Below are 13754 nucleotides of genomic sequence, written 5' to 3'. Positions count from 1 at the left end.
TGCCCAGCGTGAAACGTCAAGTGCGGTTGAGGTCAAGCCGGAGCCCGGAGCCCGGGGCCCGCGTTACCGCCCCGCCACCGTCAAAGCCCTCGACGGGATCGGCCGGCGCACCACCATCACCCGCACCACCGGGGCGTACCCCCGACCGGTACACCGCGTTCACCCGCGCGTTGCCCGCCGTGCATCCGACGACGCACCGGCCCCGCTAGCCTCCACCGGCCCGTTCCCGCACCACCGTTCCCGAGGTCGCCCATGCGCCTGCCCCTCCCCCGGCTGTGGCCCCGCACCAGCAAGGCCCGCCGCGCCAGCCGCGACCCGCACTGGGACAACATCCGCTACTTCTCCGGCGTCCTCGTCGTCTTCGGGCACGCCATGGACTCCATCGCCGACCGCGACGGACTGCGCTGGCTCTACATCGCCAGCTGGGCCATGCGCGTCCCCGTCTTCGTCATGGTCGCCGGCTACTTCTCCAGCGCCGGCGCCCTCACCCCGCGCGAGGGCCGCCGCCTCATCGAGTCGATCCTGCTGCCCTACCTCGCCATCGGCCTGCTGCACACCCTCCAGCGGCACCATTACGACGACGGCGAATGGACGTACTACACCGTCGAACCCGCCTGGGGCCTGTGGTTCCTGCTCTCCCTGCTCTTCTGGCGCGCCGGCCTGCCCTACCTCGCCCAGCTCCGGTACCCGCTGGCCACCTCCGTCGTCGTCGCCCTGCTGGCCGGCTACATCGCCGACATCGGCAGCGCCTTCTCCTTCTCCCGCACCCTCACCTTCCTCCCCTTCTTCCTGCTGGGCTGGCGGCTGCGGCAGGGCCTGTTCCGCGACGCGATGCGCGCGCCCTGGAGCCGGTACGCCGCGCTCGGCGTCCTCGCCGTCACCTTCACCGTCTCCTGGTCCGCCCGCCACGACATCAAGCTCGGCTGGCTCTACATGAAGGGCCCCTACGGCCAGGGCCACCTCTTCGACGCCCCGTTCGCCTGGACCACCCGCGCCGCCGTCCTCGCCGCCGGCGCCGTCATCGCGCTCGCCTTCATCCGGCTCGTCCCGCGCCGCCGGCTGCCCGTCATCACCTACCTCGGCGCCGGCGGCCTCACCATCTACCTGCTGCACCCGCTCGTGCTGCGCCCGCTGCTGGAGCGGTACGGCGTCGACTGGGTCGGCCCCTGGCCCGAGCAGGCCGCCCTGCTGCTGTTCGCGATCGCGCTCGCCTCGCTGCTCGCCACCCCGCCGGTACGGTGGCTGTCCCGGCCCCTCGTCCAGCCCCGGATCGGCTGGCTCTTCCGCCCCGAGACCGCGCCGCGCGCCACCCGCCCGGTACGAGCCGAGGACCCCGCGCCCGCCGACACGCCGGACACCTCCGGTTCACCCGGGCGCCAACTGGCCGTCGTCCCACCGGTGTACAACGGGGTGACGCCCAGCATGACCGAGGACCTCGCGTCCCATCGAAGGGAAACGTAAACGGATGGGAAGCGGAACCCCCCGCGTCGTCGTTCTCGCCGACTCCGACAGCCGCTGGAAATGGGCGGCCTCCGTCGCCCGGCGGATCGCCCCCGACCACGCGATCGACGCCCGCTTCCTGGCCGTCGCCACCATGCCCACCCAGCGGCAGATCGCCGAGGTCGGCATCGTCCCCGACACCACGGCCGTCGTCGACTGCGTCCAGCTGCTGGAGGACCCCGCCGTGCACGCCGCCGACCTGGTGGTGCTCGGCACCACCGGCGGCACCGTCCTCTCCCTCATCCACGCGCTCGGCATCGCCTGGGAGGGCCGCCCGCACCGCCCGCTGCTCGTCACCGGCTACGTCGGCGTCGTGTACGAGAACCTCGTCGACGGGCTGCTGCTGCGCGTCGGCTCCGACCTGATACTCGCCAACTGCGCCCACGACGCCGAACGCTTCCGCGCCGTCTACCGCAGCATCGGCGCCGACCCGGCCGACATCGTGGAGGCCGGACTGCCGTTCCTCGGCGGCGCCCCCTACGACCCGCCCGCCGTCCACGGCGCCTTCGGCCGCACCGCACCCGGCGCCGCCCGCCCGTTCACCGTCACCTTCGCCGTCCAGCCCTCGGTGCCCGGCACCCGCGCCGCCCGGCTCGGCATGCTGGAGAAACTGGCCCGGCACGCCCGCCTGCACCCGGACCGCGAAGTCCTCATCAAGCTCCGCAACCGCCCCGGCGAGGCCGTCACCCACACCGAACGCCACTCGTACCAGTCGCTGTACGACGAGCTGCCCGACCCGCCGGCCAACCTCACCCTCGTCTACGGCGACATGGGCGAGGTCCTGGACCGCACCGACCTGCTGGTCACCGTCTCCTCCACCGCCGCCATGGAATCCATCCACCGCGGCATCCCCACCGCGATCCTCACCGACTACGGGGTCCGCGAGGCGCACGGCAACCACTACTTCATCCACTCCGGGCTGCTCGCCTCCTGGGCCGAACTCGACAAGGGCCTCGTCCCCGGCGTCGACCCCGACTGGGCCGCCAGCCGCGGCGTCGGCCACCCCGACCCGTACGCCGACGCCCGCGCCCGGATCGCCGCCCTGCGCGCCGCCGCGCCCGGCACCCTCAAGGCCACCCGCCCCTACTACACGCCGCAGAGCGCCTCCGACTACCTGGAGACGCTGCTGGCCCGGCGCGGCCTCGCCCTGGACGGCCGGGCGCTGCCGCCCAGCTCCGAACGGCCCGACACCGCCGTCCGCCGCCTCATCCGGCGCGGCGCCGGCGGCCTCTACCAGGTCGGCCGCAAACGCGTCGCCCCGGTGATCCGGCGGCTCGCCAAGGGCTGAACCGGGCGCGGGTGGAAAGGCGGGCTGCACAGGGTAGTCACCGTGGTGCAGCCTGCTTAAGATCGACTGACCCAACCGCACCGGACCCACCCGACACCCGGACACCACGCCACCAGCGGGGAGCCGCAATGAAGCGCCGCACCACTGCCCTGTCCGTCACCGCCGCCGCCGTCCTGGTGGCCGCACCGCTGCTGACCGGCTGCTCCACCGGCGCCCATCCGGGAGCGGCGGCCGTGGTCGGCGGGGAGCGCATCTCCATCTCCCAGGTCCAGGGCCACGTCGACGCGGTCCGCGCCGCCCAGCGCGACCAGCCCGACGCCGACCAGCTCATCGCCGCCAGCAGCACCCTCACGAGGGAAACCGTCAACTTCCTCGTCTACCTCCAGGTCGTGGACCGCGCCGCCCAGTCGCAGGGCGTGGACATCACCCGCCGCCAGGTCCAGGAGGCCCGCGCCGACGCCGAGGCCAACGCGGGTGGCCCCGACGCCCTCGCCCAGAGCGCCATCAGCGGCCAGGGCGGGCTGCCGCTCACCGCCGAGCAGATCGACGACGTACTGCGCAGCAACCTCCAGATCCAGGGCATCGCGGAACGGCTCGGCGTGCTGGAGGACCCGATGGGCGGCGAGAAGATCGGGCAGCTGCTCGCGGAGACCGCCGACGAGGCCGGCGTGGAGATCAACCCCCGCTACGGCACCTGGGACGCCCAGCTCGTCTCCCTGGTCGATCTGGACGAGCCGTGGCTGCGCACCACCGACCGCGATCAGCAGCCGGTTACGCTCGACGGGTGACCTCCGCCGCAGCCGCAGACCCCGGCCGTATCGTCCTGCTCACCACCAGCCACCGGGTGGCGCCCGGACTGCTCTCCTGGCCCGCCTGGGAGCTTCTGCGCGCCGCCGACCGGGTGTACGCGCGCGACGGCCACCCGCTGCTCCCCTACCTCAAGGAAGCCGGGGTGACGGCGGCCGGCCCGGCGCCCGGCGCCACCGGTCTGATGGCGGAGTGCGCGGGCGGCCGGACGGCCGTGGTGCTGGCCGGCGCGGACGGCGAGAGCCGGCTGACCGCCGAACTGGCCACCCTGGCCGGCTCCGGCCGCCACACCATGCCCGCGCTGGAACTCCTGCCCGGCGCGTACGACCTGCCCGGCGCCCGGCTGCTCGACCTCGTGGAGGTCATGGACCGCATCCGCGCCGAGTGCCCCTGGTCCTCCACCCGCACCCACCGGGACCTGGCCAAGCACGGCCTGGAGGAGATGTACGAACTGGTCGAGGCCATCGAGGACGGCGACCGGACCGAACTGCGCGAGGAGTTGGGCGACGTCCTGCTCCAGGTGGTCTTCCACGCCCGCATCGCGGCCGAGGACGCCGAGGAACCGTTCGACATCGACGACGTGGCGGGCGGCCTGGTCGCCAAGCTGATCCACCGCCACCCGCACATCTTCGGCGACGAGCGGGCGGATACGCCCGAGGAGGTGCGCGCGCTGTGGCTGCGCACCAAGGCGGAGGAGAAGCGCCGCGCCTCGGTGACCGAGGGCGTCCCGCTCGGCCAGCCGGCCCTGGCCCTGGCCGCGAAACTGGCGGGCCGCGCCCGCACGGCGGACCTCCCCGTCGAACCCCCGGTCTCGGCCGGCCCGGCCGACTTCGGCGCCCGGCTGCTGGCCCTGGCGGCGGAGGCGGAAGCGGCGGGCGTGGACCCCGAGACGGCCCTGCGCGCGACGGCCCGCGCCTACCGCGACGCGATCCGCGCGACGGAGACCGCCACCACCGACTGAACAGCCCGGAAGGGCAACCGGAAGGGCAGAATCGTCAACCCGGTGCTCGGCGCGTTGCCGTATCGCCCCTCGAACGGGCGGAAGTTTCGCCGATCAGTAGATATGAGTCGATCACCGCACGGATACTCGCAGGCAGTGACCAGGCGGGTACGGCGGGCGGACACGGGGCCCAGGGGACGGCTGATACGCGCCGCGTGAGGGAAGGCAGGGCGTATGTCCGACGAGATTTCCGAACTTCCGACCACTTACCGCTACTTCGGCCAGCAATTCCAACTCTGGCGCCAGGCCGCACAGGTACGGCGCGAGACGGTGGCGGAAGCGACCAGTTACTCCGTGGACATGGTGAAGTCCGTGGAACAGGGCCGCCGGAAGGTGCCCGCGCGGATGGCGGAGATCGCCGACGAGATGTTCGGCGCGAAGGGCATCCTGCTGGCGGGACTGAGCCACTTGAAGCGGGACAAGTTCCCGGTTCGTGCAATGGATTTCATGATCTACGAGGACCAGGCCATCCTCCTGAACTGGTATGAAAACGCCCTGATCCCAGGGCTGCTCCAGACAGAGGAGTACGCATTGGCCCTCATCAGTGGTCGCTGCCCTCCGCTGGACGAGGAGACCGTGGCAGAGCGAGTAGCAGGGAGGATGGAGCGCCAGGCTCTGCTCACCCGCACACCACCAGTCGCGTTCAACTTCGTCATCTACGAGGCAGCTCTGCGAGCTGCCATCGGTGGTCCGGAAGTCCACCGCAGGCAACTGCTGCACCTGTTGGACGCCGGGGCTCCGCACAATGTGGCCATTCATGTGCTGCCGTTCGACCGGACCATCCCCCCGGCGCTGAACGGGCCGATGGTGCTGCTGGAGACTGCCGAACACGAGCACTTCGTCTACTTCGAGGGACAGTCGCAGAGCCAGCTGACTTCAGACCCGGACGAGGTGAGCACACAAGCACAGCGCTATGGGATGATCCGAGGAGAAGCCCTGGATTGCGCTGAGTCGGCGCGCTTCATCGAGCGAATGGTGGCCGAGGGATGAGCAGCGAGCTGCACTGGTTCAAGTCCAGTTACAGCGACGACGAAGGCGGCGCCTGCGTCGAAGTCGCCCTCGGCTGGCACAAGTCCAGTTACAGCAACGGCGAGGGCGGCGCCTGCGTCGAGATCGCCGCCACTCCCGCCTCCGTGCACGTCCGGGACAGCAAGCGCCCCACCAGCGTCCCCCACCTCACCTTCCGGCCCGCCGCCTTCACCGCGTTCCTCGGCTCCCTCCGCTGACACCGCTGAAATCCGCTGGCCCGGCCCCTGCCCGGGGCCTAGGGTCGGCCGGGTGACGCGTCCCGATGATCTCTGGCCCTCCGCCGGGCCCTGGCAGCCGGTGACCACCGGCGAGTCGGGGGCCGCCGTGTTCCGGTCCGCCGATGGCGGGCGGTACGCCAAGTCCGTGACCGGCGCCGAACGTTCGGCGCTCGCGGGCGAGCGGGACCGGGTGATCTGGCTCGCCGGCCAGGGGATTCCGGGGCCCCGGGTGCTGGACTGGCGGGATACGGATGACGGGGCCGTCCTGGTGACCAGCGCCGTACCGGGCGTGCCCGCCGATCAGGTGGGGATCGGTACGCTGCGCGCCGCCTGGGAGGCGATCGCCGATGCCGTACGTGCGTTGCACGGGTTGCCGCTCGCCGGGTGTCCGGCCGGCCGGGATCTGCGCACCATGTACCGGCTGGCGCGGGACGTGGTGGCCCGTGGGGCGGTGAACCCGGAGTTCCTGTCCGAGGAGCAGCGGGGCACACCCCCGGCCGAACTGCTCGCCCGCCTCACCCCGCAGCTGGACCACCGGCTGGCGCAGGAGGCCGACGACGCGGTCGTCTGTCACGGGGATCTGACGCTGCCCAACATCCTGCTGGACCCGGACACCGCCCGCGTGACCGGCTTCATCGACCTCGGGCGGCTCGGCCGGGCCGACCCGTACGCCGATCTGGCGCTGCTGTTCGGCACCGCGCGTGAGGCGGGGCTGGACGGTGCCGCGTCCTTCACCCGCCGGTACGGGATCGCGCACGACCCCGGCCGCGAGCGGTTCTATCGGCATCTCGACCCGCTCACCTGGGGCTGAGCAGTTGCCATCCGCGAAGGGAGAGCCCTTGTGGCTGTCGATCCGGACCCCCAAGTCCTGGCGCTGATCCGGCCGCACACCGGCCGGATCGTGCGGGTGGGCCCGCCCGATGGGCGTGGGTTCAGCACCGACCTGTTGGCGGTCGTCACCGGCGAGAAGGGGCGGTTCTTCGTCAAGGCGATGCGGAACCGTCCGGGTGGTCGGCGGGATCAGCTGCTGCGGGAGCGGGCGATCAACCCGTTCGTCCGCTCCCTCTCCCCGGCGCTGCTGTGGGCGGTCGAGGACGCGGAGTGGATCGTCCTCGGCTTCGAGCTGGTCGACTGCCGGGAGACGGACTTCTCCCCCGGCTCTCCGGATCTGCCGGTGATCGTGGACCTCGTCCGCCGCATCGGGGCGCTGGAACTCCCGCACGTCGCCCGGGACTGGCACGAAACCCGCTGGGACTGGTGGGCCGACAGGGGCGCCGCGCCGCTGTTCCAGGGGGACTGTCTGGTGCACGCGGACATCAACCCGGCAAACCTCCTGCGCGGGCCCGAGCGCCCCTGGGTCGTGGACTGGGCCTGGCCCACCCGTGGCGCGGCGTTCATCGACCCGGCCATGCTCGTGCTCCAGCTGATCGCGGCCGGGCACAAGCCGGAGAGCGCGGAGGGCTGGGCGTCCGGTTGCGAGGGCTGGGCGAGCGCCGACCCCGGGGCCGTCGATGCCTTCGCGGTCGCCACCGCCCGCATGATGGGGCACCAGGCGGCGCGTAACCCGGACGAGCACTGGCTGAAGGCCATGGCGGACACCGCCTCCGCCTGGGCCGCCCACCGTGGGCTGGACCCGGCGTAGGCCCTTGCCCACCGCCGGGCGGCACGCGCTCTACTCGGGGCTGAGCAGCCGGACCGGGCGGCCTCCGGTGAGGAGGGTGATCAGGGCCGTGCGCAGGTCGGGGCCCAGGTACCAGTCGCCGGTGTGGTCCAGGGCGTATATCCGTGCCTCGCGGTCCATCGCCAGCAGGGCGGTGCCGCCGCCCTCCGCGCCCAGGGGGCACAGGTCGGTGTCCAGGGCGCGGCCCAGGTCGCCGAGGGTGCGGGCCCAGTGCAGGCCGCGCAGTGGGTCGATGACCACCGAGCCGGGTGCGTACCAGTGGCCCGGTCCCATCGGGTGCAGCCGCAGGCCGCCGTACTCCGCCCAGGTCTCGAATGCCGCCGGGAACAGCACATGCGGGTGGCCCTGTGGTGAGCGGTGGCCGCTGAGGGTGTCGGCCCAGCGTTCGGCCTGTTCGGTCATGCGGCGGCCGGGGTGCCAGCCCGCGTAGCCGAGGGCCTGGTCCAGGTCCAGATCGCCGGGCGCCTGCGGTGGTTCGCCGTCCGGGAGCCGCAGGGTCAGGGTGGGGCCGGTCAGTCCGGTGTCCGGCTCGCCGCCGCTCACGCTCTGCACGCCGAAGTGCCCCAGCAGCGCCGCGCAGGAGCGGCAGTGCGGGGCGTACCTGCCGTGCTGCGGGTCGCCGTCCTCCCTGATGTGCCGGGTGGTGATCTCCGCGCCGCGCAGGTGCCGGGCGTCGCCGCCCTCGTTCAGGTACCGGGAGATCAGCGCGGCCTCGGGGCAGCGGCCCGCGTGCCGTTCGCGGTCGGCGGGGCCGAGTCCGTCCAGTAACCGGCGCACCTGCGGGTGCAGGCGCGGCGCGTCAGGGGCCGAGCGGTGCACGGCGGCGCCCTTGAGCGGGTGTGCGTGGCCGGGCAGGAGGAGGGCGGCGGCGGTGGTGGGCAGGATGCCGTCCCGCCGGTGCCGGAGTACGGGGGCGGCGGGCCCGGCGTCCGCCGGGCCGTCCTGGCTGTCAAGATCCAGCGTCACCGGCATCCTCGCGCTTTCTCCCCCGGTTCTCCCCACCCTGCCGATCAGCTTGCCACAAGCCGTTGTCACGACCGGTTAAGGCGCCCGGGGGCGGTGCCCATGACACATGGACCTCGTAGGCTGTGCGGAACAGCGTGACCGCGTGTAGGAGCAGCAGGGGGCCAAACGCCATGACGACAGGTCGGCTCGGGCAGCATGCCGCGCCACCGAACGGGGCCTATGCGGGACAGCTGGTGCAGTTCCCGGACCCGGTACGGGCGGCCCGCTATCCGCAGGGCGTCCGGGTGGACGCGGAGGGGTATCCGGATTTCTCCCCGTTCGCCAGAGCCGCCGCCGAGATCGCCGAACCGCCCGAGGGCTTCGGCATCGACGAGCTGCGGCTGACCGACTACGTGTCGGCGAACGCCGCGCTGCACGCCGCCGGGCACGAGCTGTGGGCCGATCTGCCGCCGGTGGCCACGCCGCACGGCTGGACCTGGCACCACGTGGCCCGCACCCGGCGCCTTGAGCTGGTCCCGGTCGAGGTGAAGGCGCTGCTGCGGCATCACGCGGGGCTCGCGACCACCGCCGTGGACCAGGACAAGCGCGGTACCCGTCCGCTCCAGGACCCCAAGCCGGCCCACTTCGCCGCCCCGTACTCGGTGGCGGTGGAGGAGGACCGGCTGCGCGCGGCCGAGGAGAAGCTGGGGTACGCGCTGCCGGGCGCGTACCGCTCGTTCCTCAAGGCGGCCGGTGGCTGCGCCCCGGTGGGGCTGGCGCTGGACGCGGAGCTGGGGCTGCTGATCGACCAGCCGTTCTTCACCCTGAGGGAGGAGGCGGCGGTCAACGATCTCGTCTACATCAACAAATGTCTGCGTGATCATCTGACCAAGGACTATCTCGGGGTCGCGTTCGTCAACGGCGGCATCCTCGCGGTGAAGGTCAAGGGCGAGGACACCGGTTCGGTGTGGCTGTGCGCCTACGACGACGCCCGGGACCGCGACGGGCTGACCGTCCAGGAGCGGGTGGAGACCCTGCTGCTGCCGTGCGGCACCGATTTCGACGACTTCCTGCTGCGGCTGGCGGGCTCGCCGCCGGAGCTGGAGACGGTGGCCGATCTGATGGTGGACGGCGGCTTCGCCCGCGCCGTCCCGGTGGAGGGGTGAGGCGGCGATGGTGACCTTCGCACAGGCGCAGGAGCGCGCCGACCGCTGGGTGAACGGCTCCGCCACCGGGGAGCGCAGCCGCGAGGTGCGGGTGCGCGAGTTCGATCTGGGCTTCGTCGCCTGGGCCGAGGACTGCGGCGGCAAGCTGGTGATCGCGCGGGACAGCGGCGAGTCGACGCTGTGGCCCGCGCTGCCGGTGAGCGAGGTGATACGGCGGTACGAGGAGGCGTACGGCGGCAGCCAGTCCGCCCCGGTGCCGGCCGCCGAGCCGCCGCGCATCGATGTGGAGGCGACGTCGTTCCTGCTGACGCCGCCGGACTGGCTCAAGGAGGCCGCCGACCGGGCGAACGCCGAGGCGGAGGCGAAGGCGGAGGCACGGGCGGCGGCCGAGGCCGAGGCGGAGCCGGAGCCGGTACCGGAGCCCGTCGCCGCGTCGGCCGCCGCGCCGGAACCCGAACCCGCGCCGGAGCCGGTGGCCGCGCCCGTGGCCGCCGCCGAGCCCGAGGCCGCCCCGGACCCGGACCCGTGGGCCGGGACCGACACCGGCGGCCCGCCGTCCTCCGGCGGCTCGGTGTGGGACGCCACCGACACCTCGGGCAGCGGTACGGACATCCCGTCCGTGGCCCCGCCCGCCACCGTCTTCTCGCCCCCCGTGGTGCTGGACCGCGAGCCCCCGGCCGGGCTCGGCGGGACCGGGGGCGGCGCCGAGCCGCCCGCGCAGCCCGCCTCGGAGGCCCGTACCTCGGTGATGCCGCAGGGCAGCGCGCTGCCCAAGACGCAGCTGCACGACGCGCTGCCGCCGGCCGCCACCCCGCCGCCGGGGCTGCCGCCGGTGCCGCCGGCGCCCGCGCTGCCGGGCGGGACCCCGGGCGGCGCCGCCGATCTGGCGTCCGCCGACACCGCCAAGGCGGCCATGGCGCCCACCGCGCCGCAGGGCGGCCCGCCGCCGGCCCCGCCCGGCCTGCCGCTCCCCCCGCCGCCCGCCCCCGGCGCGCCGCCGGCGCCCGGCACCTCCGGCGGCGGCAGCGACGCCTACATCCCCACCCAGCAGGTCTCCCCGGAGGAGATCGCCGCGCTGAAGGCGGCGGCCTCCCGGCCCACCGAGCCGAACCCGTCCGTGCCGCCGCCCGGCAGCATCGGCGGCATCGGCGGGGTGGGCAGCGGCAATGTGCACGCCGCCGCGACGATGCTCTCGCCCGCGCCGGGCACCCCCGGAGCCCAGGGAACCCCGGGCGCACCCGCAGCACCCGGCGCCGGGGACACCGGCGGCGTACCGTTCCCGCCGCCGGCCCCGGCTGGCCCCGGGCACGGCACCCCACCGCCCCCGCCGCCCGGCCCGGCCATCCAGGCTCCCGGCGGCCCGGGCACCCCGCCGCCGCCCGCGCAGCACGGGCCGCCCTCCCAGGGGTACGGCTATCCGCCGCCCGGCATGCCGACCGTCGGCTCCGGCTACATGGCGGTGCTGCGCTACCGCGCGCCCGACGGCTCCGAGCAGCAGCTGATCCGCCGCTCGGCGCCCGGCATGCCGCACCCCGAGTGGCAGTTGCTGCACGAGCTGCACGCCATGAACGTGCCGCCGCAGCAGGTTCTCGAACTGCACACCGAGCTCCAGTCCTGCGAGCTGCCCGGCGGCTACTGCGCCCGCATGATCCGCGACAACTGGCCGCAGGTGCGCATCACGCACACCGCCTCGTACGGCCACGACCACGCCACCCGGCAGGCCGGGGTGCGGCATCTGGTGGAGCACCAGGACGAGCTCCAGCAGTTCGCGGACGGCCCGCCGCGCTCCGCGCCGGTGCGGGCGCCGCTGCCGCAGCAGCAGCCGGCCCCGGCGGTCGGCCTGGACGTGATCGGCCAGGAGCTGGCCGAGGCGTACGGCCCGCAGGCCGTCTTCCGCTACGACCAGCAGTCGGTGTCCCGGCAGGGCGTGCCGGAGATCGTGGCGCACACCCTGCTCTGGGCCGGGCTGCCGCTGGAGATCGCGCCGCTGTTCTGGGCGTACGCGCAGCCGGGCCGGCTGGTGCCGACGCTGGCCGAGGTGGCGGCGGAGCGCGGGGTGCAGCCGGCGCCGGACGCCGGCTCGTACCTGGTGATGGGCACCGACTTCGGCAAGCAGCTGTGTGTGCAGTACGGCACGGCGCACATCGTGGCCGTGCCGCTGGAGGCGGGCCCGGGCGGGGCGCCGGTGGCGCCGCAGTTCGTGAACGCCTCGCTGCCGCAGTTCGTGCGCTGTCTGGCGCTGCTGGGGCGGATGTGGCGGCTGCGGTACGGGCTCAACCCGGAGCAGGCCGGACGCTGGACGACGGACTTCCAGGCGCAGCTGGCCTCGCTCGACCCGCAGGCGGTCGCCGACCCGGAGAACTGGTGGTCGGTGCTGCTGGAGCAGATGTGGGACGGGCTGCTCTGACCGGCTGACGGGCCGCTCCGGCCGGCTGCCCCGGCGGCCCCACGCCGCGGGACCCCCGGCCGGGGGTCCTGCGGTTATCCTGCGGGAACCGGCCATCTCCTTCGAAGGGCACAGTCACGTGAGTTCCGTTCGCCCGGCAGCCGTCATCGTTCTCGCAGCGGGTGAGGGGACCCGCATGAAATCCGCGACCCCCAAGGTGCTGCACGAGATCTGCGGCCGGTCGCTGGTGGGCCACGTGGTGGCCGCCGCCGGTGAGCTGGACCCGGAGCGGCTGGTCGTGGTCGTGGGCCACGCCCGCGAGCGGGTGGCCGCGCATCTGGCGGAGATCGCCCCGGCGGCGCTGACGGCGGTGCAGGAGGAGCAGAACGGCACCGGGCACGCGGTGCGGGTGGCGCTGGCCGAGCTGGGCGGGGCCGGTGAGCTGTCCGGCACGGTGCTGGTGACCTGCGGGGACACCCCGCTGCTGACGGCGGCCACGCTGGCGGAGCTGACCCGGGTGCACACGGCGGAGGGCAACGCGGTCACGGTGCTGACCGCCGAGGTGCCCGACCCCACCGGCTACGGCCGGATCGTGCGCGAGGACGGCGCGGCCGGCGGCGCGGTGACCGCGATCGTGGAGCAGCGGGACGCGACCGAGGAGCAGCGGGCGATCCGGGAGATCAACTCGGGGGTGTTCGCGTTCGACGCGCGGCTGCTGGCCGAGGCGCTGGGGCAGCTGTCCACGGACAACAGCCAGGGCGAGGAGTACCTGACCGACGTGCTGGGCATCCTGCGCGCGGCCGGGCACCGGGCGGGCGCGGCGCGGGCGGCCGATCACGCGGAGATCGCCGGGATCAACAACCGGGTGCAGCTGGCGGCGGCCCGCCGGCTGCTGAACGACCGGCTGCTGGAGCGGGCGATGCTCGCCGGGGTGACGGTGGTGGACCCGGCCACGACGTTCATCGACGCGACGGTCACCTTCGAGCCGGACGCGGTGATCCACCCGGGGACGCAACTGCTGGGCACCACGCACATCGGCGGCGGCGCCGAGATCGGCCCGAACACGCGGCTGGCGCACACCTCGGTGGGCGAGGGCGCCACGGTGAACAACACGGTGGCGGACAGCGCGCGGATCGGCGACGGCGCCAGCGTGGGCCCGTACGCCTACCTGCGCCCCGGTACGGTGCTGGGCCGCTCCGCCAAGGCCGGCACGTTCGTGGAGATGAAGAACTCCACGGTGGGCGAGGGCACGAAGGTGCCGCATCTCTCCTATGTCGGGGACGCCACGATCGGTGACTTCACGAACATCGGTGCCGCGAGTGTGTTCGTGAACTACGACGGGGAGTCGAAGCATCACACCACGATCGGTTCTTACTGCAAGACCGGCTCGGACAATATGTTTGTGGCGCCTGTCACGGTCGGGGACGGTGCTTATACGGCGGCGGGTTCGGTGATCACCAAGGACGTACCGCCGGGTTCGCTGGCGGTGGCGCGCGGCCAGCAGCGGAATGTGGAGGGCTGGGTGGCCCGCAGGCGGCCCGATTCGCCAGCCGCGCGGGCGGCCGAGGCGGCGCTCCTGGCGGACGTGGACAAGCCGGCGGAGCTCTGATCAGCAGGTCGGGTACGGGACCGGCCGCCGTCCGCAGGGCGAACCGCGCCAAGGGGCGCGATGGGCGGGAAGTACCGTAGAGGTGCCCCGAACGGGCCGATACGCGCAGAAGCGGACTCCAAGGA

General features: G+C 73.7%; 12 protein-coding genes and 1 pseudogene. 11 read left to right on the top strand and 2 right to left on the bottom strand.

The window, feature by feature from the left end:
- Positions 1–252 precede the first annotated feature (252 nt).
- The 8 genes from BM385_RS20485 (at position 253) to BM385_RS20450 (ending at position 7484) form a co-directional block, all read left to right on the top strand.
- Positions 253–1461: an acyltransferase family protein gene (locus BM385_RS20485; protein WP_093843943.1), complete on the top strand. Its 1209-nt coding sequence runs from the start codon at positions 253–255 to the stop codon at positions 1459–1461.
- Between the two features lie 4 nt (positions 1462–1465).
- Positions 1466–2788 (top strand): DUF6716 putative glycosyltransferase, encoded by a 1323-nt coding sequence (locus BM385_RS20480; protein ID WP_093843942.1) that lies wholly within the window; start codon positions 1466–1468, stop codon positions 2786–2788.
- A 128-nt stretch (positions 2789–2916) separates the two neighbouring features.
- Entirely contained in the window at positions 2917–3576 is a 660-nt protein-coding gene (locus BM385_RS20475; RefSeq protein WP_093843941.1) for a SurA N-terminal domain-containing protein, read from the top strand.
- A complete protein-coding gene (locus BM385_RS20470) occupies positions 3573–4556 on the top strand; it encodes a nucleoside triphosphate pyrophosphohydrolase (RefSeq protein ID WP_093843940.1) in 984 nt (327 codons plus the stop codon). The genes BM385_RS20475 and BM385_RS20470 overlap by 4 nt, the downstream gene beginning before the upstream one ends.
- A gap of 213 nt (positions 4557–4769) precedes the next feature.
- Entirely contained in the window at positions 4770–5585 is an 816-nt protein-coding gene (locus tag BM385_RS20465) for a helix-turn-helix domain-containing protein (RefSeq protein WP_093843939.1), read from the top strand.
- Positions 5582–5821, top strand: a complete 240-nt coding sequence (locus BM385_RS20460; protein WP_093843938.1) for a DUF397 domain-containing protein — start codon at positions 5582–5584, stop codon at positions 5819–5821. Before BM385_RS20465 ends, BM385_RS20460 begins: the two co-directional genes overlap by 4 nt.
- Positions 5822–5831: 10 nt before the next feature.
- Complete coding sequence (locus BM385_RS20455; protein ID WP_093843937.1) at positions 5832–6653, top strand: APH(3'') family aminoglycoside O-phosphotransferase; 822 nt, start codon at positions 5832–5834, stop codon at positions 6651–6653.
- 30 nt (positions 6654–6683) lie between these two features.
- A complete protein-coding gene (locus tag BM385_RS20450; RefSeq protein WP_093843936.1) occupies positions 6684–7484 on the top strand; it encodes a protein kinase family protein in 801 nt (266 codons plus the stop codon).
- Positions 7485–7514: 30 nt separating this feature from the next.
- Here BM385_RS20450 and BM385_RS27940 read toward each other — a convergent pair whose 3' ends face one another.
- Positions 7515–7925 (bottom strand): SUKH-3 domain-containing protein, encoded by a 411-nt coding sequence (locus BM385_RS27940; RefSeq protein ID WP_237751361.1) that lies wholly within the window; start codon positions 7923–7925, stop codon positions 7515–7517.
- Positions 7926–8087: 162 nt separating this feature from the next.
- Positions 8088–8495 (bottom strand): annotated as a pseudogene (locus BM385_RS27935) (YwqJ-related putative deaminase); the annotation flags it as partial.
- A 164-nt stretch (positions 8496–8659) separates the two neighbouring features.
- Between BM385_RS27935 and BM385_RS20440 the strand changes: the two are divergent.
- From BM385_RS20440 to glmU, 3 genes are all read left to right on the top strand, one after another.
- On the top strand, positions 8660–9634 hold the full coding sequence (locus BM385_RS20440) for an HNH endonuclease (RefSeq protein WP_093843934.1): 975 nt from the start codon (positions 8660–8662) through the stop codon (positions 9632–9634).
- 7 nt (positions 9635–9641) lie between these two features.
- Positions 9642–12041, top strand: coding sequence for an SUKH-4 family immunity protein (locus BM385_RS20435; RefSeq protein ID WP_093843933.1), 2400 nt, complete (start codon positions 9642–9644; stop codon positions 12039–12041).
- 118 nt (positions 12042–12159) lie between these two features.
- Positions 12160–13629 carry a bifunctional UDP-N-acetylglucosamine diphosphorylase/glucosamine-1-phosphate N-acetyltransferase GlmU gene (gene glmU, locus BM385_RS20430; protein ID WP_093843932.1) on the top strand — a complete coding sequence of 490 codons (1470 nt, stop codon included), beginning with the start codon at positions 12160–12162 and terminating at the stop codon, positions 13627–13629.
- The last annotated feature ends 125 nt before the right edge of the window (positions 13630–13754 follow it).

Source organism: Streptomyces harbinensis (genome assembly GCF_900116145.1).
GTDB lineage: Bacteria > Actinomycetota > Actinomycetes > Streptomycetales > Streptomycetaceae > Streptomyces > Streptomyces carpaticus.
The sequence above is the reverse complement of the archived record's forward strand: the minus strand, read 5'-3'. Positions and strand labels throughout refer to the sequence as shown.

Excerpts from the sequence above, each read along its gene's own strand:
- BM385_RS20485 (WP_093843943.1), top strand. The coding sequence starts at position 253 with ATGCGCCTGCCCCTCCCCCGGCTGTGGCCCCGCACCAGCAAGGCCCGC.
- BM385_RS20480 (WP_093843942.1), top strand. The coding sequence starts at position 1,466 with ATGGGAAGCGGAACCCCCCGCGTCGTCGTTCTCGCCGACTCCGACAGC.
- BM385_RS20440 (WP_093843934.1), top strand. The coding sequence starts at position 8,660 with ATGACGACAGGTCGGCTCGGGCAGCATGCCGCGCCACCGAACGGGGCC.
- BM385_RS27940 (WP_237751361.1), bottom strand. The coding sequence starts at position 7,925 with ATGACCGAACAGGCCGAACGCTGGGCCGACACCCTCAGCGGCCACCGC.
- BM385_RS20475 (WP_093843941.1), top strand. The coding sequence starts at position 2,917 with ATGAAGCGCCGCACCACTGCCCTGTCCGTCACCGCCGCCGCCGTCCTG.
- BM385_RS20460 (WP_093843938.1), top strand. The coding sequence starts at position 5,582 with ATGAGCAGCGAGCTGCACTGGTTCAAGTCCAGTTACAGCGACGACGAA.
- BM385_RS20435 (WP_093843933.1), top strand. The coding sequence starts at position 9,642 with ATGGTGACCTTCGCACAGGCGCAGGAGCGCGCCGACCGCTGGGTGAAC.
- BM385_RS20465 (WP_093843939.1), top strand. The coding sequence starts at position 4,770 with ATGTCCGACGAGATTTCCGAACTTCCGACCACTTACCGCTACTTCGGC.